Origin of the sequence: Faecalicatena orotica (genome assembly GCF_905197545.1) — a bacterium.
In the GTDB taxonomy this organism is placed as follows: Bacteria; Bacillota; Clostridia; order Lachnospirales; family Lachnospiraceae; genus Faecalicatena_A; species Faecalicatena_A orotica.
This window is the reverse complement of the sequence record NZ_CAJJZH010000004.1, coordinates 370,427-391,235: the sequence shown is the minus strand read 5'-3', so window position 1 is coordinate 391,235 and position 20,809 is coordinate 370,427. Positions and strand designations below refer to the sequence as shown.

Genomic DNA, 20,809 nt, shown 5'->3' with positions numbered 1-20,809 from the left:
TTTCTGCTAACAGGGCTGTAAGACATCCCAGTGTTCCGCCAGCATTTCATTCTCCAGCCGGTATATATCTACTACCCTGCATCTGGTACTCCCGTCTTCCCCTACATTTTTCAGATAGACCGCCACCATATCTCCTTCAGCGATCATCATCTGGATGTTCAGACGAAATTCCGGATGCTCTTTGAATTTTTCTGCAAATGCGCGCTTCAATCCAGCACGGCCCTGCTCTACGCCGGGATTATGCTGGATGTAGTCTTCCCTCACATATAAATCTGCTGTTTCTATCCGGTGCAGGTTGAAAAATTCTTCATAAAACGTTCTGATTACTTCTTTATTCTTCTTTTCCAATGTCTCATCCCCAATGATGGCTGCTGTTCACAGGCACTCCTGTAAACAGTAACCAACGATTTCTTAATCTTCATCCTCTACAAATTCTGCTGCACTCATTCCGGCAATTCTTCCGGTATTGACTGCAAATCCCATCGAGTTGCCGGGAAGCAGGAACATATAGCTGTCATCATAGATGTTGCAGGCATCAGCACCGGCTGCATAAAGTCCCGGAATTGCCTCAAATTCTTTATCACATGCCTCACAGTTTTCATTGATTCTGATACCGCCGACTGTTCCATATCCACCCGGACGGACTCTCGCCGCATAGAAAGGCTTCTTGGTGATAGGCCTTAAGTATCTCCTCTCTTTAAAGAATTCTTCATCCACACTGTCACAGAAATCATTGTATTCTTCCACGGTCTCTACCAGTGTTTCTTCGTCAATTCCTGTCATCTGTGCTAATTCTTCTATGCTGTCGGCGATAAACAGTCCTTCGTTTCCATTCTCCTGCGCCATCTTTACGCCGTCTGCAAAATCGGATACATCCGGGTCCGGACGAACCAGACATACATTGTCCACACCGTTCTTTATGTAATATCTTACAATGGAGGAGTCCACAATACTGAATGCAACTTTCCCCTTCTGGTGGGATACTACATTAGAGAGGTAGGTGGAATTCTGCATGTGGTCTTCATTCATGATTCTTTTTCCCTGAATGTTTACAAGAAGATTTGGCTGTCCCATCACATTTGCCACACTTCCCGGAAGGTCGTCAATGCCTTCGATGCTTGCTGCCTGCTCGATTCTGACAGGAAGCTTGTCTGCACCTGCCTCCCAGGCCATCTTCAGCCCCTCTCCCATAATTCCCGGGATAGCGAAGTTAAACATGTCAACACCGTGTTCATATCCGGTCTCCTCTTTGATGAACTGTTTATTACATCCTGCACCGCCTGTACAGATAATCGCTGCCTTACATGTAATCTCTACTTCGTTTCCGTCTTTATCAGTTCCGAGTACGCCTGATACACGGCCGTCTTCCATCAGAATTTTCTTTGCCGGTGTCTCAAGGAGTATCTTCACGCCAAGTTCCTGTGCTCTGGCATATAACGCTTTATTCATAAAAGAAGCCGCACGCGGGCCGATGCCCTGGTCTGTCTTAACGATGTGCCATGTTGCCTCGGACTTCGGGAAATAACGGAATGCACCTTCGAATTCAACGCCCATGTCCTCGAGCCATTCAATCGTCTCTGCAGATTGCTCAAAATACCGTTTTACCAGCCTTGCATCTACGTTATAATGTGTATATTCCATGAACATGCCAAAGGCTTTCTCCACACTGATGTCTACCATCTGCTGTTTCTGGTACTTTGTACCGATTCCCAGAGGTCCCATCCCCATATTTGCCGCTCCGCCGACTGCAGCCGCTTTTTCCATTACAATGACATCCGCGCCGTCTTCCGCTGCCTGTACTGCTGCCGATAATCCTGACGGGCCTGCCGCGATTACAACGATCTGGGTTTCATAATTTGCCATAATTTCCTACCTCACTTTTTCTTTCCTAATTTTCTATTCTTCAAATGCGATTGCCTTCCCGGTTCTTGCAGACTCTCTCACACTGTCCATAACGCGGAGCACGCGTCTTACCTGTTCCGGCTTTACAACGATTTCTTCTTCCCCATGAAAAGCCTTCAGAAAATGTTCAAAATAATTTCTGTGTGCCACATCCGTCTCCGGCAGTGCCTCTTCGGACAGCAGCCCCGGTGCCGGAGGGCCGAAGCTTCTGGTCGGACCGGCTGCCGTCATGGTAATCTTGCCCGGTACATTCTCCAGAAGATGGGCTGTACGCACAATCTTCCCCTCACCGCCAAAGCCGTCTATTATCGCAGATCCTGTGTTTCCCCCGATGAACCATGCACGCTTCGGGGTCAGATAATAGGTACCAAGCTCGATTTCCGCAGTCACCCCGTTTTTAAATTTCATAATGATCTTAAAATAGTCATCTACCTTTTCATTGATTACGTTCTGTACATCTGCATACAGCGATACGATTTCGGATTTCACCATATCCAGCATCTGGTCAATTAAATGAACGCCCCAGTCATAGAGCATGCCGCCGCCCATTTCCGGATACACATGCCAGTCATGCATGTTCCCGTTCACACCGTAAAGCTGTGATTTGATAATATACATATCTCCTACGAGCGCCTTGTCATAGACTTCTTTCATGATCCGGTAATCTTTGTCCCACCGCCTCTGCTGGTGAACCGTGAAAAGAACATGATTTTCTTTACAGGCTGCGACCATCTCATCGAATTCGGCCACACTCATCGCTGCCGGTTTCTCGCATATGACATGCTTTTTCGCTGCAGCGGCTTTTTTTACCATCTCGGGATGGCTTGGGTTTGGTGTAGATATCATGACTACGTTAATATCCGCACTTTCCAGCATTTCGTCAATGCTGGCATAGGTCTCTACTCCTTCCGGCGCATCTTTGAACTGCTCCGGATTCGTATCTGCAACTGCCACCAGATCAATTTCATCAAATGTAGCCATCATATCTGCATCGCAGTGCCCCATAAATCCAAAACCGACAATCCCCAATTTCATCTTTTCCATCTGTTTCCCTCTCTTCCGCTATATGCAAATGTATAAACCTGTTTCCTTCCCGCTTTGGAAAGGCATATTACTCTTCAATCGCCCTTCTCAATGCTTCCTGATGGCGGCGTACCTGCTCGATGCTGTCCACTCCGATGTCGCGCAGATGTTCCCCGCCCTCATACTCGGAACTTAAGTATCCTTTATATCCGGCTTTCTTAAATGCTTCCACGACCTCCGGAATTGCAACTGCAGTCTCCTGATAGTCCTCATGCACGTTGTAGAATTTTGCATGTGTATGATAGATGTAGTCAATGTTGTCGACCAGGTCCTGGGGACTTGACCAGGAATAAGTAAAGGAAGCACCCGCATATGCCTTGTCGGCCGGACCTCCGCCTGCCTTTTCTACCGCATCCATCATTTCCTTCATCCCGTTCGCCATGCGGTATTCCATATTCGCTTTTCCGAGGTTCAGGTCATATTTGATCTTCACAAACCCTTTTTCTACTCTCTGCGCATATGCCTCGTCTACAATCTTAATACATTCCTCGGAAGCTCCCTGCCTTCTTGCTTTATCACGCAGCACATCCGGGATATTCCTGCAGAAGATACCTGTGTCAGGGATAAATCCGAAATATTTCGTGCCTGTCCGGTGAATCATTTCCATATACCCGTCTGCCCATCCGGAATTCAGGGAAAACGGCGCATGTACTTCCAGACCAATCCTTACGTTCTTTTCCTCCGCATATGCAAGACTTCCCTCAATCACATCCATCGGTGTGGAAACCAGTGTACGCAGATTGTGAAAACCAAGCAGAGAAGCCAGACGGATATCCCGTTTCATCATATTAATCTGCTCTCCCAGAGAAAGCATGCGGTTGTCATAAATGTGGTTTTCCAGAAACGCATCGTAGCAGGACGGTTCCAGATTATATTTCTCCAGCCATCCAAACCACTGGTCCCTGAATTCTTCCGTCTCAATCGGCAGCGGGAAACGGCGGATCATCTGCTCTGCGAGAAGTTCTACTCCTGTCGCCCCCGTTTTAGCAGTTTCTCTTAAACATCCTTCCAGATCTAATTTTCCATCATAGTATTCATCCTGATAACTATAAAGGGACACACTTCTTTTTATATCACAGCCCATTACCCGTTCCTCCTATTCAATCTCAAAATCTGCTTCACAAACCGCTTCTATCTGGAACGGCATGTATGACGGGTCGATCACCTGTACCGCCCTGATGTGGTGCTTTCCTTTAGAAAGCCCGCCCTCTTTCAATACTGTAACCTGCGCATAGTCACCAAATTCCCAGCGGTAATCAGAATCCACTACTGTACGCATTTCCTCAAGCGTAAATGTCTCGCCGTTCACCGTAAACCGGATATCCTCTCTTTTCGCATCCTCTCCGTCTACATTCACCTTGATATCTCTTACAATAGAAAGCGTAATGCCGCGGTAATACTGCGCTTTAAACTGGAACTGGTATCCCACAGCCACTCCGTCTTCTGTTACATTCTGAAATCCCTGCGGATTATAAATCTGTCTGCCGGCCATTTTAAATCCTCCCTAATCGAAAAATACTTCTTTTCCTGTCTCTGCTGATTTGTAGATTCCTTCCAGAATCTGTGTTACGACGTATGCCTGCTCTGGCAGAACAAGAGGGTCTGTGTCATTGATGATTGCATTGAGCCACTGCTCCTGCTCACGTACGGCTTCTGCTGCTGCCCCGCCCTCGAAGAAATCGACAACACCTGCCGGTGAAATCGTTTTTTCCATCAGCTGGTTGTGCTCTACTGTGTTATAAATCAGCTCATCCTGCGGATAGCTCCCGCCATGATGGATCTCTGCGCCGCCCTTTGTCCCGCAAAGGGTTGTGGATGCCTCCATAGATTTTAAAACGTTCAGCGCCCATGACGCCTCCAGATAGATCGTAGCTCCGTTTTTCATCTTTACAAGGCCGAATGCAGAATCTTCTACTTCAAATGTTTCCGGGTCCCACGGTCCGAATACGTTTCCTGCCGGTCCGTCTTCCTGACGGCCAAGTTTGTAGAATACCTGTCCGGATACAGACTCTGGCTCATAGTTGTTCATCATCCAGAGGGTGATATCCAGTGCATGGGTTCCGATATCAATCAGAGGTCCGCCGCCCTGAAGCGCCTTGTTCGGGAATACGCCCCATGTCGGTACGGCCCTTCTTCTCAGTGCATGTGCCTTTGCAAAATAAACCTCTCCCAGCTCCCCTGCTTCACAGGAGGCATGCAGCGTCTGTGTATCATCACGCAGACGGTTCTGATATCCAATCGTAAATTTCTTTCCTGATGCTTTCCATGCCTCAATCATCTGCTTCGCGTCTTCTGTGTTGTGTGCCATAGGTTTCTCACACATAACGTGTTTTCCTGCCTGGAAAGCCGCAACAGTAATCGGGCAGTGTGCTACATTTGGTGTACATACATGTACCACGTCAATCTCAATTCCGGTATCTGAAAGCATCTCATTGTAATCGGTGTAAACCTTTGCGCCTTCCGCACCATATTCCTTTGCCGCTTTCTCAGCACGCTCCGGGATAATGTCACAAAATGCAACCATTTCCGCCTTATCTGCCTGTGCCTTTAAGGAAGGCATATGTTTCTGATTTGCAATTCCACCACATCCAACAATAGCAATCTTTAATTTTTCCATAACTCATTCTCCTATTCTTAATTTGTTCCCGCACTCATCCGGCCTGCACGCGGCCTGCTGCGGGGGTTATGTCTTACCTTGCCTTTATTATAATCACACAGTTTGTCGAAAACTTTCCTTGAATTAACCTATACCGTTACCGGATTTAGGCTAATTTTTTCCCTGAATTTTTTAAGGACAAAAAAAGCATATCTTTTTTTGTCCTGAAATAGCTGCTGTATACATAGAACTGCACACCAGTCAATTGTTGTCCTATCTTACTTCCCACAAATCCCAATCCTGTCCCATCATTTCCGGTTTCTGACAGGTTGTTTTCATCTCATAAACCGTATTCGTTTCCGCCGCTGTTTCAAATGCATTTAATGCCTCCACAACATGCAGGGAGATTTCAGAAGACAGCCTGCTTTTCCTTCCATCCAGAAGAGCCTGTGCCATATCAGACACACCCAGCCCCCGCATGTTTCCGCGCGGATCCGGATCTGATGCAAAAAGCGGCTCCTGCTCTGTAATACAGGACTTCTGGTTTGTCATCATCGCTATAATTTTTGCCGGATGCGGTTCTGTGACAGCTCCTACGATTCCTTCCAGTTTCTTTCCGTCGCAGAACTTCACCTGCCCGCCAAACATATTCGGGTCCGGAACGGAAATACTTCCTTCGCTTCCATAGATTTCCATACATGGTAATTCCGAATTCCACACATCAAAACTCATATTTACATTTCCGACTGCCCCGCACACGAATTCTACTATTGCCGTATAGTGTGTCGGTACTTCCGACTCCTGCTGCATTCCTAAAACATTTCTGACCGGCCGTCCCTTTATGGCAAAACATGATATCTTCCTGATCGGTCCCAGCAGCGCAACTAATGTAGTGATATAGTATGGTCCCATGTCGAACATCGGTCCGCCGCCTTTTTTATAGTAGAACCCCGGAGCCGGATGCCACAGTTCGTGTCCCGGACATGTCATATTGGCAGTAAATCCAATCGGTTCTCCAATCTTTCCTTCTTCCATCAAAACCCGGCATGTCTGTGCCCCTGCCCCTAAAAATGTATCCGGTGCACTCACCGCCATCAGCCCTTTTTCTTTTGCAGTCTCCACAACCTTCACTGCATCCTCAAATTTCAGGGTCAAAGGTTTCTCACAGTACAGATGCTTTCCTGCATTCAGGATCTGCATATTCACGTCATAATGTGCTGCAGGGATTGTCAGGTTTAATACAATCTGTATCTTCTCATCTGCCAGAAGTTCCTCTACTGTACATGCTTTCGGAACATTATACTTTTCCTGGGTCATCTTAGCTTTCTCAGGAAACATATCCGCAACTGCAATCAAATCCAGATTCCGATAATGCTGTGTAATATTCGTAAGATACACGTCACTGATTGTTCCGCACCCAATTACACCAATTCCAATTTTCTTCTCACTCATATAATTCCCATCCTTTTATTCATAGATTTTTCCAAGCACCTGCTTTACATAATAGGAAGAGAGACACATTGCCGCCAGATAATCCGGCGCGCCATCGTCTTCAACTGTACACCAGCCCTTGAATCCATGTTTTTTGACAAGCTCCCACAATTCTTTTAAGGGAAGCACTCCCTCCCCCGGCTCCCAGAACCAGCGCCAGCCATCATCACAGATTTCTACATCCTGTCCATGCCTTGTTTCATCCGGCTCACCGTGTGATGCGGTATCCTTTAGGTGGAATGTACAGATACGTTCTGCATATGTATCGTAGAAGTTTAAAAGGTCATCCCCGAGCAGTGCAATCTGTGCGGTATCCAGACAGTAAAAGACATACCGCGGATCTGTCATCTCCAGAAACTTCCTGTGGTTTTCTTTATTTACCGCGCAGAAGAATTCATTGTGGAGTCCGATCTGAATCCCATGATCGACTGCGTAACGTCCGATTTCATTTATCACCTTTGCAGAATTCTTCAGGTCCTCATCGCCTAAAGGCCCCACCCCATAATAATTTCTCGCCGGGCATACATTCAGATGTTTTCCCCCAAAGGCTTGCAGTGTGTCGATGGCATCTTTTCCTGCCTGAAGCACTTCATCATATTTCTCCGGAATCTGTGAATCGTCACAGCCGTGGAACATACCGCTGACTTCTATTCCGTGGTCTTTTGCAAATGCCGTGAATTCTCCCGGTGTCCCGAACAGTCCCAGAATCTCATTCAGGTCCCACGGTGCAATCTCAATCCCATCGTATCCTGCTGCTTTGTGGTAGCGGAGAATCCTGTCCCAGTCCTGATAGTAACAAATATTGGATTTATCCTCATAATAATAATCTCTGAAGTTATCAATCTGTTTATATGGAACGGTTTTCCAGTGGCTCATATGTGATAATTTAATATTTGACATCATTCCCTCCCGCTTATTCCGATAATTTGTTTTGAATGTAGCAGCGCGTCCTCAAAAGAGAACGGTATACATCATTGGAATCTTTACAATTATATATGACTGTTTTGTCATACCCTGCATTTTCCAGCGCCGCTAATACCGCGGGTAAATCTACGCTGCCTTTCCCGATATCGCAGAATACCTTTGCAGCAGTTTTTGCCGGATATTCCGGCAGGGGCTGCAGATAAGCCTCCTGATCGTCTGTAAAACCGGTGTCGGTCAAATGTACGATACCGATTTTTTCCTTATTTGCAGCAATAAACTTTGCAGGATCTGTGCCGGCTATCTTAAGATGTGCCGTATCAATGTCAAGATAAATCTCTTTTCTGCACTGTTTCAGGAATTGCAGTACTGCCTCTCCCCGAAGCAGCCCCCAGTATTCATTTTTCAGACACAGCTTTAAGCCTTCTTCCCCTGCCATTTCTGCAAGGCCGTCAATGACGCGGGCAGTCTGGCTTAGGAACTCTTCTTCCCCATGTGAAGATCCTTCCATCAGTTTCCTCACGGAATAAATAGAAGGTGAGGCAGTCAATACGATTGTCTCTGCGCCCGCTCCTTTTGCAAACTGTATTGCTTCTTCTCCAAAATGCCCGAAAGCGCCAAGGTACATCTTAAGGTTTCCCTGACAGAAGAGAGATGGATCAAGGTGTACACTGCTGATTTTCTCAATTCCGTTCTTCCTGATTTCTTCCATATATTTCTGCATGGTCCCGTATTTCACCGTGACAGACCGCAGTGTCCGGGGGATTCCGGAACGGCCGCCGAAATCCCATTTTGGCTCATATGGCACTTCTATAGAGGTAAATCCCGCCGCAGCGATCAGTTGGTATAATTCATCCCAGTAATACTTACTTTCTCTCTGATTCCGATTGGGCATTTGATGATTCAAATCCACAGTTTCTGTGCTAAAGCAAGCTTCCATTTTCATGTCCCCCCTACAATTCTTCCTGCATTGCCCTGAACTTCTCTACATACTCGTCAAACCTCGGATAACGGTCTTTTCTGCCCTGCTCCACCTGATGCTCCAGCACACCTGTAAATTTCAGGCGGCTGCGGCTCTGTTCCTCTTCTGAAAACTCGACGCAGACCTTTGTGCCATCCATTTTCAAAGTGCCGTAAATACCGCAGACCGGGCAGCAAACCTGATCTGTCCCGTTCAGTGTCACTTCTTTGCAGTGGCAGACCGGACATACGCCGGGATCGGATTCCCAGGTGATTTCACTGTTTTTCAGATCCAGTGCTTCCACAATCCTTGTACCCATATGTTTCGATTTCTCTAATAATTTCTGATGGTTATCCGGTACATATGCCCCGTAGGCATCCAGCTGGTCTACTACCTTCATATTCAGGCTCATACCGAACAGGTTCATACCCGGAATTCCATAAGCAACCCAGTGCGGGGTTGTCGCTCCGCCGACGGATATATAGGACACGAGATGGCGTTTCAGGCAGTCCGGATTTAGTTCCTCGCCCCCTGTATCCTTGCGGAGCTCATTCTCAAAAAGCATATATGCCTTATCATGGGCAGGACCAAAGCGGTCTATGAAGTTTTTCATCTGCCCGGTCGGTGCCAGCACATACACGGGCGCCGCCACAATAATCGCATCCGCCGCAAGTACGGCATCCGACAGCATCTCATAATCATCCTTCTGGCAGCATGTAATCTGCCCTTTTCCGCTCTCAAGCACTCTGGAACATGCCCCGCAGCCAATGCAGGGTTTAATCTCCAGCTTCATCGTATCTATGATCTGCGTTTCGGCGCCTGCGCACTTTGCCGCCTCCACTGCCTCTGTTAAAAATTTCTTACAATTTCCGTTTACCCGTCCAAAATTCAGTCCCAATACTTTCTTCATCTTAAGCCTCTCCTATTCATATAAATGACATGCAACAAAATGGTCCTCTTCCACTTCTTTGAATTCCGGGCTTACTTTAAAGCATCGCTCCGTGGCATTTGGACATCTGGAAGCAAACCGGCATCCCTCGGGTGGTTCAATCGGAGATGTAACTTCTCCCTTCATAACCTGTGCTTCCTTCCCTTTAAAAGCGATATCCGGAATCGGAATTGCGGACAGCAGTGCTTTTGTGTATGGATGAAGCGGGTTCTCAAACAGCCTGTCTGAACTGGTTTTTTCGACCATTTTCCCAAGATAGAGAACGAGAATCTCATCGCTGATATGCTTGACTACAGAAAGATCGTGAGTGATAAATATGTAAGTCAGTCCCAGTTCTTCCTTCAGGTCCATCATCAGGTTCAGGATCTGGGCCTGGATCGATACATCCAGTGCGGACACCGGCTCATCGCAGACGATAAATTTCGGGTTTAACGCAATGGCGCGGGCAATACCGATTCTCTGCCGTCTTCCGCCGTCTAGTTCATGCGGGTAGGTATTCACATACCTGTCGTCCAGTCCGACAATCTCCATCAGTTCGCTGACACGCTCACTCATTTTTTCCTTGCTGTTGTAAAGCTTATGTATTTTCAAAGGTTCTTCAATGATCTGTGAAACCGTCATTTTCGGGTCCAGTGAGGAAAACGGGTCCTGAAAGACAATCTGCATCTGCTTTCTCAGATTCAGCATTTCCTTATCTGGCAGTTTTGTAATATCCTTCCCGTCAAAGATAATCTGCCCACCGGTCGATGGAAGCAGCCGCAGTATTGTTCTTCCGAGCGTGGATTTTCCACACCCCGACTCTCCTACAACACCAAGCGTCTTTCCTTCCTCGAGCCGGAAAGTTACATCATCAACCGCATGCAGCATCCCACGGGGAGTCTCAAAATATTTCATTAAGTTTTTGCATTCAAGCAATATTTTCTTTTCACTCATATTTACATCTCCTCCTCATGAATCTGGTGGCATTGAACCATATGGGTCTCTTTCTGTTTTTGCGGAGGTGTGTCACCCTGGCTGCATATTTCCGAGCATTTCGGACAGCGCGGATGGAACTTACATCCGGCCGGCAGTTCTGACGGATGGGGTGTCAGTCCCTTAATAGGTGTCAGACGCTCGGTGCGTTCAGTAATATTGGGAAGTGATGCAAACAGCCCTTCCGTATATGGATGATGTTCTCTGCTCTTGTCAAAAATATCTTCCAGTGTACCACTCTCTACGATTTCCCCTGCATACATGATCGCAACCTTATCACAAAAGTTTGCCACGATTCCCAGATCGTGCGTAATCAGGATAACGGAGGAACCCAGTTCTTTCTGCAGGGAACGCATCATTTTGATTACCTGGGCCTGAATTGTCACATCAAGTGCCGTCGTTGGTTCATCTGCTATCAGAAGGTCCGGATTACCCGCAATCGCAATAGCTATCATAACCCTCTGTTTCATACCGCCTGAAAATTGGTGCGGATATTCGCTTTTTCGTTCCTTCGCAATCCCTACCATCCTCATGATGTCGTCTACCCGTTTGTTTACCTCGGTCTGGCTTATCTTGGGATTGTGAATCTTGATCACGTCGGCGATCTGGTCCCCTACCCTGAATACCGGATTTAAGCTGGTCATCGGATCCTGAAAAATCATAGAAATCCGTTTTCCCCGTATATTCCGGTACTGCCTTTCCTTCATCCCTGTCAGTTCCTGACCGTCAAATATGATTTTTCCTTCTGTCTCTACCGCATACTTCGGAAGCAGGCCCATAACAGAAAGTGCAGTCGTCGTTTTCCCTGCGCCTGTCTCCCCGACAAGTCCGAGAACTTCCCCTTTATCCACAGAAAGATTCACGTGGTTGACCGCTCTGGAGATCACCTTATCGGTTGTAAATCTGACGCTATAATCTTTAATTTCCAGTAATTTTTCTCCCATCTTACGCTCCTCCTATGCTCTGCCTTTCAATTGCGGGTCGAGTGCATCACGCAGGCTGTCGCCCAGTGAGTTAATGAATAAGGCTGCAAGTGCCAGAACAAGTCCCGGTACCAGAACCATGTACTGGTTGCGCAGCATGTAGCTTAAGCCGTCAGCCAGCATCGTTCCCCATTCAGGAGTCGGAGCTTTTACACCGAGGCCGACAAATCCTAAGGTTGCCCCCATCATGATATTCATGGATACCTGTGCCGTACCATTGATGATAATAACGCTCGCCAGATTCGGTATCATATGCCGCATCATGATATATCCGGGCTTTGCACCGAGTGCAACCGCCGATTCCACATATTCCATTTTTGCAACACCTAAAGCCACACTTCGTACCATTTTCGTGTGCATGGGCAGTCCTGTGAAAAACAGGGCAAATACAAGCTGGGGAATTCCGTTTCCGAGTGCGGCACAGATAGCCAGCGCCATGACCAGACTTGGAATGCAGCTTACAACGTCAATAAAACGCATGATGAGGTTATCAACCCATCCGCCGACCGTGGCACATAAACATGCCAGAAAGGTCGAAATAACAATAGATGCACCTGCAGAAATCAATCCGATCTCCAATGCAGTACGTGTACCATGAATGATTCTGGCAAACATATCCCTTCCGAAGCCGTCCGTTCCCAGTATGTGTCCGGCCGTTCCCGGCGGCAGGAGCTTGTCCGATGCGACCTGGGTAATTGCCTTGCTGTAAGGAACAATCAGGTCTGCAAAAATTGCAACAAGAACCAGTACTGCAACAACCGCGAGCGATACCACGGCGATCGGCTGCGTCTTCATGCGAGCCCATGCCTCTGCCATCTGACCGCGTTTCTTCATCCTTTTTCTTCCATCTTTTCCCGTATTAGCCATCAATTCGTACCTCCTGCCGTGCTGATTTCTTTTTTCACTTTCTTCTTCCCGGCAAAGCTGCTCCTGATTCTCGGATCCACAACCGCATACAGGATATCAATAATCAATTGTGCACCGATCGTGAATAATGCCAGGATAATCGTACAGGCAAGTATGACAGGCATATCCCTGTTATTAATTCCCTCCAGCACCTTATATCCAATTCCCGGGAATGCAAATACCTGCTCTATCATGACCGCACCACCGATCATGGATGCAAAAGTACCGCCAGTCAGGGTAATGATCGGAAGCAATGCATTTTTCAGTGCATCCCGGAAAATAACAACGCTTTCTTTCTGTCCCTTGCTCCGGGATGTCCGCACATAGTCCTGACGGATACAGTCAAGCATCGCACTGCGCACCTGCCGCAGGTAGTTGGCAAGATACGGGAGCAAAAAGGTAAATACCGGCAGAATCCAGCTCTTCCAGCTCTTCATTCCAAACGAAGGCAGCCAGTGCAGGTTTACGGAAAACACAAGGATGAGCATCAGTCCGAGCCAGAAACCGGGGATGGATCCCATAAATTTTGCGGCAATATTTACAATATTGTCATACACCGAGTACTGCTTCACCGCACACATGACCCCCATAGGAACTCCGATCAGGATCATCAGCAGTGTTGTCACACCGGCAAGTTTCAGGCTGACAGGAATTCTGTAAAGCACTTCATCTGATACAGCCGCTTTGGATTTGTAGGAAGTTCCGAATTCACCCGTAACGGCACTTTTCACCCAGTTTACAAACTGGACCGGTTTTGGTTTATCCAGGCCAAACCGCTCTGCCATCTCATCATAGTCCTCCTGTGAATATTCAGCCGGCATCATCATTAAGACCGGATCCGCTTCTGAAAGATTGAGAAGAAAGAAAACAAACATCGCAATAAGCAGAAGCAGCACAGGTACCATCAAAATTCTTTTTATAATATATTTCGCCATATATGGTCCCCCTAAATCATCTGATTTAACATTACTAATAAGAAAGGCAGGAACCTGCAGACCCAAGCCCACAGGTTCCTGCCGACGTTTCCTCTTACATTCAGCTGTCCGGTGCAGTATATATATTACATTTCAGACAGTCCTGAACTGTTGCATATTAGTCTTCAGCAACCCACAGATCGCTAAACTGGATTTCAGCACTGACTGGTGATACATATGCACCGCGGATTTTATCAGAGAATGCATAACCTCTGATTACCTGAAGTCCTCCAAGTGCCAGACACTGCTCCTGTACCAGATTTTCAAGCTCTGTCACATTTTTAAAATATTCATCTGTCGTAGTTGAAGATACTACCTTGTCATAAATAGCAACTGCCTCATTATAAGCTGCCTCATCCGCATCCTTTAAGAACATACAAGGCTGTGTTCCACCTTCCAGAAGTCCCATTGTAAATGGTGTCAGCGGTGAAGTCGGATCGTACCCATTGTGTACCGGGAAGCAGTCATATGTACCTGATTTCAGCATACCGTAGCATGTAGCACCGTCATAAGTTACTGTATCAATGTTTGTAAGGCCATGCTCATTAAACTGTGAAACCAGAGCAACTTCTAAATCTGTAAAGTCCGGATCTGCCAGAATTGTAAAGTCAATATCTTCCGGTTTATATCCTGCTTCATCCAGCATCTTAAGTCCAAGTTCCGGGTCATAATCATATTTTTCTGAATATTTTGGTGCCTCGTCTCCTGTAAAATAGCTGTCCGGATGTGGGTATAATCCGTCATACACCAGTTCAGAAAGCGCATCCCAGTCAATCATATGACAGAGTGCTTCACGTACTTTTATGTCCTTTAAGCAGTCTACGGTACGGCAGTTCAGCCAGAACGGATTTTCGCGGTCTTCGATCAGGGCCAGTGTAATTCCGTTATCCAGAAGGTTATTCATAACTTCAATATCCACGGTGTTCATACAGTCAAGCTCGCCGTTAAGCAGGCCCATCATAGCTGTATTCTCGTCCGCAATGATATCGATTTCGCATGTTTCAATATGAGGTGCACGTTCTTTATTCCAGTAATCTTCCCTTGCCTTCAGAACGAATTTCTCGCCGGTTGTATATGATTCAACATAGTAAGGTCCACATCCCACTGCACTCCTGTTATCTTCCGGTCCGTACTGCTCCAGTGCCTTGTGGGAAACAACGCCATAGATGTTCTGTGTCGGCAGTTCATAGATAAAGGTCGGGTTCGGTGCACTTAAGGTAATCTTCAGTTCATAGTCACTGACTGCCTCATAGCTTTCCACACTGGCAAATGGGCGTGGCTGATATGTCTCCATAACGTCCCATGTAGCAATAAAATCCTGTGCCGTTAAGCCTGACCCGTCAGAAAACGTAACGTCATCCCTCAGTTTAAAGTCCCATACAAGTCCATCGTCTGAAACTTCATAACTTTCTGCAATATTACAACGGATGTCATTCACATCCCCTCTCCACTTTACAAGCAGGTTGTCATAAATCTGATAAGAAAGGACTGCTGCACGGTTATCCATCCACGGTGTATAAATTGGAATGTCATAGTTTGTCCAGTGGTTATAGGTTGTCCCTTCCTGCACGCCCTCCGGCGCCTCTTCTCCCTCATGCCCTGTTGCGTCTACACCTGCCTCGTTGATTTCGATGTCACTTACAGATGCCGGCTTTTTAGACTCCTCACCGCTCTTCGCACTGGTCTCCTTTGTGTCTTTTGAAGATCCGCACCCTGCCATTGCCACCACCATCGTAGCTGCTAATGCACACGCCAGAATCCTCTTTACCATTTTCTTTTTCATACTGTTCCTCCTTTTTTTGATCTTATATTTGTGCTGCATGATAGTTATATTATATTTTTATTCTGATTTTATTTCTTCCCTCCCTGCGCTGTTTTTCTATTGACTTTCATGCAAAAGTCACAGTCACTATTACTTGCAGCATCAAAAACAATAGGTTCATTTTTGATATGTATTTTTATCGCAACATCTGTTTCCTATTTATGGCTTTTATATTGATAATCTAACTTTATAAGCCTGATTTCATATGGCTGTAAGTCGATTTCAAAATTCAAAATATTCTCTGTTGATTCAATCTCTGTGATCTTAATATGGGGCACTGTAATCCGGTTCAGATAATCACTCTCACTTCTGGACAGATTCTTCTTTTTCCCCATCTGCGTCCACAAATCCTGCACACTTCCATGTTCTCTGTTAATAAAACTGGATTTCATCCGGTAGATTCCCGGCTTTACGTTATGGATCTGTACCTTCAGCCGTATGGGTTCCGTATTCTCAAACAACTCATCCACATCCTCTATGCGGATTTTATTTTCCATTACAGTCCTGCCGTGATAGCACAGTCTTTTACTGTTATGGCACACAAGCGTATAACGGCCCTTTTCATTTGTAGTAATCAGCAGATTCTCATTTTTACCAAGCATGCCTGTATGCAGTTTATTCATAAATTCAAAGGCATAATAAACCGGTTTTTGTATTCCGTCACAGGTAAGCATTCCGTTGTCACCGTTCAACGCTGTATCTGTATCATGGTACTCTGTCAAAAGATCTGTCGCATGCCACCAGCCCATAGACTCGACCATGTTCTCTGCCTGTATCAGGTTCTGCATGACGTAAGCACCCATCGCACAACTGTCATTGAGCACATTACGGTTTGAGATCGAATAATTCCACTCTGTCACGTAGATTTTCTGATCTGAGAAACCATTCCGGTCTAGGACCTCTTTCAGCAGTTCTACCTGATGGTTTGTATACTGGGAATCAACGGATTTCTTTACATAATATTTCCCGTCCTTTTCAACTGTTACATAACCGAAACTGTAGACACTGATAAAATCCGGTTCTGCCTCCGGAATTTCCTTCCACTTTTCAAACAAATCATCATACTGGTAATTCTCATACCCTAGAATAATTCCTGGGCCGCCCAGCCTGATTTTTGGAGAAAGTTCCCTGAGCAGTTTCTTTGCCGTGGGAAAACACTCGAAAAACGTATCACTCTTTTGCGGGTAATGTGTGATATCCCTGCGCATTTCAAACCGCCATGTTTCAAATTCTTCCAGTCCGTACCGGTTAATCAGATGCATAAACCATCTTTTCAGGACCTCCTCATATTCTTCCAGCGTCTGGAATAAAATTGTATCCGCTTCCGAGTAGATCTGTTTCTCTACCCTTTCCATCAGAATCACCGGCTTATACCCGATTTCTATATGGGGAATTAAATGTATCTCTAAACAAAAATCCAAAATGCGGTCCAATTGGGTAAAGTTAAGCTGTATATGCTCCTCGTCATCTTTATAAACAAGCTGTCTGAGCATGTTCCACATCCGGATATATTTAAAATTCAGTTTATTCTGTAAAAAATGTATCTGGCTTCGGACATCAGAACGCATTAGGTTCGTAATATCACCCACGTTTAAAATCTCATTACATACACTTTTCAGCGGTCTGATCTGTTCTGCATCTACAACAAGAAGACTGTGGTCCTGTAGGCTTTCCTTCTTCAGATAATTCTTTTTCTGCCTGATGATCTTTTTCAATTCCCTTTGTTTTTCTTTTGTCATTCGGGTCATCTGACCATCATCTACATTTGTTTCATTCGCTTTGCTGCGATACTCAGACGGTGTCATCTGATAGCAGTCGCGAAATGCTTTGTTGAACGCTGTAGGTGTTGGATAACCGTTGTCAATCGCAATATTAATGATTTTTTTATTGGAATACACAAGGTCATCTACGGCGTGGAAAAGACGTACATTGTTTAAATATTCAAGAAAACTAATTCCAAAGTTCTGTTTTATATACCGGGATAAATGTGCACTTGACAGATGCATTTGTTCTGCCAGATCATTCAGGCTTAACTGTTTCTGGTAATTCGTCAGTATATAATTCCTGATTTCAATCACCCGGGCATCTTCTTCATTGTTCAGTAACGCCGCTTTCTTCATCTCATTCCTGACCAGGAAGTTACTTGTCAGCAGATAGAGCATCTCATTCATCAGGCTTCTGATACGGAACGCATCTGCTTCTGCCCCGTCAAAATACAGACTCAGAATCTGATCCATGATCTTCCTAAGGAGCGTATAGCTCTCCTCATTATCCGTTACTGTGTTGCACCAGAATAAAAGCTGGTTTGTTTTCATGTACTCTGTCAGTATCTGGTAATCAATGAGAAATCGAAGTCCCAGAACCGAATTTTTCCCACTTTTGATCCAGTGCTTTTTGTTCGTGTTGATCAGGATAAAGTCATTTTCAGAAAGTTTGTAACTTTTATTATCAAGCAGGATCTCAACATCCCCTTTTAGAATATAGATGATTTCCAGATCCTGATGCAGATGCGTCCTGCTTTCCCGGTCAGTAATAAACTCCAGATGCATAATTTCTCTCATCAGCAATCCCCGCTTCCTAAAACAGTGCATGAATGAAGTTCATTATTTAATAATTTTATAGTAATCCGGCTTTCTTTCGATTGGTTCCGGGAACCCGTTTTTCGGATATCCGAGGATACAGGACCCGACACCTATGTACTCGCCCTCATATCCGGCCTCTTTGAGCAGTTCCTTTCCCAGATCAGTCTCAAAGGTTTCATAAATCCGGTTGATCCAGCGTGAACCAAGGCCAAGGGCATACGCTGCATTAAACATATTTCCGAGGCACAGGCTTGCGTCCTCCACCGGATTGCCAACTCCCTTTTGGGCTAATACAAGAATAATGGTAGGCGCACCGTAAAATACATCAAACCCTTCCGGAGCCCCTGCAATCTCCGCATTTAATTTGCAAAGCTTCTGAATCCATTCCGGATTCTGTACTGCAATAAAAATGGGTGACTGTTTATTCCCCCCGGACGGTGCATTCATCCCGGCCTCAAGAACAGTAAGCAGCTCTTCATCCGTAATCTGCTCCTTCTTGTACTCCTTTACACTCCGACGCATTTTGATATCAGCTATGGTCTCTTTCATGTGCTTCTTCCTTTCTATTCGATTCGATTTGTTGACTAAATTATAGTTCAGGATTTCCCTTTCTCTCAAACGCCGTTTTGCCTCTTATATATGGCAAATAACGGTATCCGGCAACAATTTCCTCATGAAGTATACAGTAGTAAATTCCAGTTCCATGTGATAGAATTAAAGAAATTAAAAGATGCAACAGGAGCAGAAAAAGAACAGGAACCGGAGCTTTACAAATGGGCAAAGGTTATTGCGGCAAAAAGCTGGGAGGCGATATGTATGGAGACCAAAGGGAATCCCTATATGGAGGCAGCAAAAGACGAATTGGAGAAAATAAACCAGGATGAAAACGAGCGCTACTTATATCTGCGCCGCGAGATGGCTATCAGTGATGAAATAAGCCGGCTGCAGACCGCTGTAAACCAAGGGCGCAGGGAAGGACTTGAAGAAGGTCGTAAGGCTGGGCTTGAAGATGGAGAATTTCTAAAATTAATTTCACAGATAAAGAAAAAATATCTTAAGGGAAAAACATTAACAGAAATAGCAGATGATTTAGAAGAATCTGCAGATGATCTTAAAGAAATTTATAATGTTGTAAAGGCAAACTCCCAAGATTCCGATGATATCCTTCTAAAACGAATCAGGCAGCCAGCTGCTGAAAAACCGCTCTCTGAATATCATATCAATTAAAGTTAATACACATACACTGGATATAGTTTTAAATCTCTCTGAGCGGCTTTACCTGCTGAACGTAGAAGAGAACGGAAGACAAACAGGTTATATGCTTCCTGCTGTCCCCGTTCTCTTCTCCCGTAAGTTGGCATTTTTGATAAATTCTGTAATTTTTCGAAAGCCCCCCCTAGTACTAGACTACCTGTACATCGTTAAAAACGATAGGGGGTCTTACGTCTTTTTCTGTAAAGCTGTATGTAAATCTCTCCAGATGCAGCCCCTCTATGTGTGCTGCATAAAATGCAGATGCACTAATCTGGCCAATTGAAAAGTATTCAGGTCTTTTGCCTTCGAGTTCCGGTATGCTGTCTGGTATGTCTTTCCAGCCTCCGGGTGCGTGATACGTAATATCATCAAAACGGATGTTTTTTATTTTCCTTTTTCCTGTCCCCAGAACGATAAATCCGGCTGCCGGGTCTGATTTCATTGTATAGTCACTCTCAATCACTATATTTTTGAAATATACTCCGTCAATCCCACGTTCACCATCGTGGGGACTATCATCCAGTACCCCCATCCTGCAATAATTCGATGTTACAAATACCGGTCTGGGGACATTTTTCATCAGCAGACTGCTTATCATAATATTGTGGATTCTGCCGCCCTCAGCCGCCTGAATCTTAAGTCCGCTGCATAAGACATCGTGGAAGATGCAGTTTGATATTGTCACATTTTCTATGTCTCCGCTGTTTAAAAGACCAATGCGGACTGCTGCCCACCTGCTTCTCATAATACAATTATTGATCACAAAATTTTGGCTTACCCTTTCCGCCACTGAATTCTGAATACACAGGGAATCATCGCTGGTATCCAGCATACAGTCTGACACCCGGACATCGCGGCAGCTGTCGAAGTCCAGCCCGTCACCATTAAAGTGTCTGCTTATGATACTGATTCCGGATATCCGGATGTTTTCACATTCAAGAAACGCCGTACTCCATCCGGCAGGCATACGAATATTAAGATCATTCATCCTGATATTCTTACATCTCAAAAAGCGAAACAACATCGGATGCACTATATCAGGATTTCCTTCCTCATAAAAGGCAGCCCCATTGCCGTCAATTATCCCGCCCGATATCCTAATATTTTCCGCATCCTCCGCATAAATGAGGCATCTGTCCAGAAAATGCTCTCCTGCATACCTATTATAATGTGTCTTCGTACTATAGCTTTTAATTTCCGGGCTGCCCAGCAGTACCGCACGTTCACTCAGCCGTATATGCAGGCCGCTCCTTAAGAATAGTGTCCCTGTCAGGTATGTACCCTCCGGGAAATAAACTTCTCCGTCCGCTGCTGCCGCCTGGTCTGCCGCGTGCTGTATCGCCTGTGTATCATCCTGTATCCCGTCCCCTGCCGCTCCAAATAATTTCACATTTTCCATAGTCTCTCCTCACT

19 protein-coding genes are annotated in these 20,809 nt (G+C 45.6%); 1 reads left to right on the top strand and 18 read right to left on the bottom strand.

The annotated features are described in order from the left end of the window. Positions 1–6 precede the first annotated feature (6 nt). From ABIN22_RS11255 to ABIN22_RS11175, 17 genes are all read right to left on the bottom strand, one after another. Positions 7–348 carry a nuclear transport factor 2 family protein gene (locus ABIN22_RS11255; protein ID WP_118618375.1) on the bottom strand — a complete coding sequence of 114 codons (342 nt, stop codon included), beginning with the start codon at positions 346–348 and terminating at the stop codon, positions 7–9. Positions 349–411: 63 nt separating this feature from the next. Continuing rightward, on the bottom strand, positions 412–1,863 hold the full coding sequence (locus ABIN22_RS11250; protein WP_109731518.1) for an FAD-dependent oxidoreductase: 1,452 nt from the start codon (positions 1,861–1,863) through the stop codon (positions 412–414). 33 nt (positions 1,864–1,896) lie between these two features. Next, the gene (locus ABIN22_RS11245) at positions 1,897–2,946 is read right to left on the bottom strand and encodes a Gfo/Idh/MocA family protein (RefSeq protein ID WP_346908666.1); all 1,050 of its coding nucleotides are present in this window, start codon (positions 2,944–2,946) and stop codon (positions 1,897–1,899) included. 67 nt (positions 2,947–3,013) lie between these two features. Then, the gene (locus tag ABIN22_RS11240; protein ID WP_109731516.1) at positions 3,014–4,069 is read right to left on the bottom strand and encodes a sugar phosphate isomerase/epimerase family protein; all 1,056 of its coding nucleotides are present in this window, start codon (positions 4,067–4,069) and stop codon (positions 3,014–3,016) included. Between the two features lie 12 nt (positions 4,070–4,081). Continuing rightward, a complete protein-coding gene (locus ABIN22_RS11235) occupies positions 4,082–4,477 on the bottom strand; it encodes a C-glycoside deglycosidase beta subunit domain-containing protein (RefSeq protein WP_109731515.1) in 396 nt (131 codons plus the stop codon). 12 nt (positions 4,478–4,489) lie between these two features. Beyond that, positions 4,490–5,602, bottom strand: a complete 1,113-nt coding sequence (locus ABIN22_RS11230) for a Gfo/Idh/MocA family protein (protein ID WP_346908663.1) — start codon at positions 5,600–5,602, stop codon at positions 4,490–4,492. A gap of 252 nt (positions 5,603–5,854) precedes the next feature. After that, positions 5,855–7,033, bottom strand: coding sequence for a Gfo/Idh/MocA family protein (locus tag ABIN22_RS11225; RefSeq protein ID WP_346908661.1), 1,179 nt, complete (start codon positions 7,031–7,033; stop codon positions 5,855–5,857). 15 nt (positions 7,034–7,048) lie between these two features. Continuing rightward, on the bottom strand, positions 7,049–7,948 hold the full coding sequence (locus ABIN22_RS11220; RefSeq protein ID WP_346908659.1) for a sugar phosphate isomerase/epimerase family protein: 900 nt from the start codon (positions 7,946–7,948) through the stop codon (positions 7,049–7,051). Positions 7,949–7,985: 37 nt separating this feature from the next. After that, complete coding sequence (locus ABIN22_RS11215) at positions 7,986–8,900, bottom strand: sugar phosphate isomerase/epimerase family protein (RefSeq protein WP_346908657.1); 915 nt, start codon at positions 8,898–8,900, stop codon at positions 7,986–7,988. A gap of 46 nt (positions 8,901–8,946) precedes the next feature. Continuing rightward, complete coding sequence (locus ABIN22_RS11210; RefSeq protein ID WP_109731510.1) at positions 8,947–9,864, bottom strand: flavodoxin family protein; 918 nt, start codon at positions 9,862–9,864, stop codon at positions 8,947–8,949. Between the two features lie 12 nt (positions 9,865–9,876). Continuing rightward, positions 9,877–10,836: an ABC transporter ATP-binding protein gene (locus ABIN22_RS11205; protein ID WP_109731509.1), complete on the bottom strand. Its 960-nt coding sequence runs from the start codon at positions 10,834–10,836 to the stop codon at positions 9,877–9,879. A gap of 2 nt (positions 10,837–10,838) precedes the next feature. Then, on the bottom strand, positions 10,839–11,819 hold the full coding sequence (locus ABIN22_RS11200) for an ABC transporter ATP-binding protein (RefSeq protein WP_118618369.1): 981 nt from the start codon (positions 11,817–11,819) through the stop codon (positions 10,839–10,841). A 12-nt stretch (positions 11,820–11,831) separates the two neighbouring features. Then, entirely contained in the window at positions 11,832–12,725 is an 894-nt protein-coding gene (locus ABIN22_RS11195; protein WP_109731507.1) for an ABC transporter permease, read from the bottom strand. After that, positions 12,725–13,699: an ABC transporter permease gene (locus ABIN22_RS11190; protein ID WP_109731506.1), complete on the bottom strand. Its 975-nt coding sequence runs from the start codon at positions 13,697–13,699 to the stop codon at positions 12,725–12,727. Before ABIN22_RS11190 ends, ABIN22_RS11195 begins: the two co-directional genes overlap by 1 nt. Before the next feature lie 157 nt (positions 13,700–13,856). Then, a complete protein-coding gene (locus tag ABIN22_RS11185) occupies positions 13,857–15,521 on the bottom strand; it encodes an ABC transporter substrate-binding protein (protein WP_181368696.1) in 1,665 nt (554 codons plus the stop codon). Between the two features lie 194 nt (positions 15,522–15,715). Continuing rightward, positions 15,716–18,121: a GH39 family glycosyl hydrolase gene (locus tag ABIN22_RS11180; RefSeq protein ID WP_346908653.1), complete on the bottom strand. Its 2,406-nt coding sequence runs from the start codon at positions 18,119–18,121 to the stop codon at positions 15,716–15,718. Between the two features lie 42 nt (positions 18,122–18,163). After that, the gene (locus ABIN22_RS11175; RefSeq protein WP_109731503.1) at positions 18,164–18,691 is read right to left on the bottom strand and encodes a nitroreductase family protein; all 528 of its coding nucleotides are present in this window, start codon (positions 18,689–18,691) and stop codon (positions 18,164–18,166) included. 90 nt (positions 18,692–18,781) lie between these two features. Between ABIN22_RS11175 and ABIN22_RS11170 the strand changes: the two genes are divergently transcribed. Continuing rightward, positions 18,782–19,369, top strand: a complete 588-nt coding sequence (locus tag ABIN22_RS11170; RefSeq protein WP_346908651.1) for a PD-(D/E)XK nuclease family transposase — start codon at positions 18,782–18,784, stop codon at positions 19,367–19,369. 175 nt (positions 19,370–19,544) lie between these two features. Here ABIN22_RS11170 and ABIN22_RS11165 read toward each other — a convergent pair whose 3' ends face one another. After that, positions 19,545–20,795 (bottom strand): glycoside hydrolase family 28 protein, encoded by a 1,251-nt coding sequence (locus ABIN22_RS11165; RefSeq protein ID WP_346908649.1) that lies wholly within the window; start codon positions 20,793–20,795, stop codon positions 19,545–19,547. Between the last annotated feature and the right edge of the window lie 14 nt (positions 20,796–20,809).

Bases quoted from the DNA above. Each gene is read 5' to 3' on its own strand.
- ABIN22_RS11250 (WP_109731518.1), bottom strand. From the start codon at position 1,863: ATGGCAAATTATGAAACCCAGATCGTTGTAATCGCGGCAGGCCCGTCA.
- ABIN22_RS11245 (WP_346908666.1), bottom strand. From the start codon at position 2,946: ATGGAAAAGATGAAATTGGGGATTGTCGGTTTTGGATTTATGGGGCAC.
- ABIN22_RS11240 (WP_109731516.1), bottom strand. From the start codon at position 4,069: ATGGGCTGTGATATAAAAAGAAGTGTGTCCCTTTATAGTTATCAGGAT.
- ABIN22_RS11235 (WP_109731515.1), bottom strand. From the start codon at position 4,477: ATGGCCGGCAGACAGATTTATAATCCGCAGGGATTTCAGAATGTAACA.
- ABIN22_RS11230 (WP_346908663.1), bottom strand. From the start codon at position 5,602: ATGGAAAAATTAAAGATTGCTATTGTTGGATGTGGTGGAATTGCAAAT.
- ABIN22_RS11225 (WP_346908661.1), bottom strand. From the start codon at position 7,033: ATGAGTGAGAAGAAAATTGGAATTGGTGTAATTGGGTGCGGAACAATC.
- ABIN22_RS11220 (WP_346908659.1), bottom strand. From the start codon at position 7,948: ATGAGCCACTGGAAAACCGTTCCATATAAACAGATTGATAACTTCAGA.
- ABIN22_RS11210 (WP_109731510.1), bottom strand. From the start codon at position 9,864: ATGAAGAAAGTATTGGGACTGAATTTTGGACGGGTAAACGGAAATTGT.
- ABIN22_RS11205 (WP_109731509.1), bottom strand. From the start codon at position 10,836: ATGAGTGAAAAGAAAATATTGCTTGAATGCAAAAACTTAATGAAATAT.
- ABIN22_RS11200 (WP_118618369.1), bottom strand. From the start codon at position 11,819: ATGGGAGAAAAATTACTGGAAATTAAAGATTATAGCGTCAGATTTACA.
- ABIN22_RS11195 (WP_109731507.1), bottom strand. From the start codon at position 12,725: ATGGCTAATACGGGAAAAGATGGAAGAAAAAGGATGAAGAAACGCGGT.
- ABIN22_RS11190 (WP_109731506.1), bottom strand. From the start codon at position 13,699: ATGGCGAAATATATTATAAAAAGAATTTTGATGGTACCTGTGCTGCTT.
- ABIN22_RS11185 (WP_181368696.1), bottom strand. From the start codon at position 15,521: ATGAAAAAGAAAATGGTAAAGAGGATTCTGGCGTGTGCATTAGCAGCT.
- ABIN22_RS11180 (WP_346908653.1), bottom strand. From the start codon at position 18,121: ATGAGAGAAATTATGCATCTGGAGTTTATTACTGACCGGGAAAGCAGG.
- ABIN22_RS11175 (WP_109731503.1), bottom strand. From the start codon at position 18,691: ATGAAAGAGACCATAGCTGATATCAAAATGCGTCGGAGTGTAAAGGAG.
- ABIN22_RS11170 (WP_346908651.1), top strand. From the start codon at position 18,782: ATGGCAAATAACGGTATCCGGCAACAATTTCCTCATGAAGTATACAGT.
- ABIN22_RS11165 (WP_346908649.1), bottom strand. From the start codon at position 20,795: ATGGAAAATGTGAAATTATTTGGAGCGGCAGGGGACGGGATACAGGAT.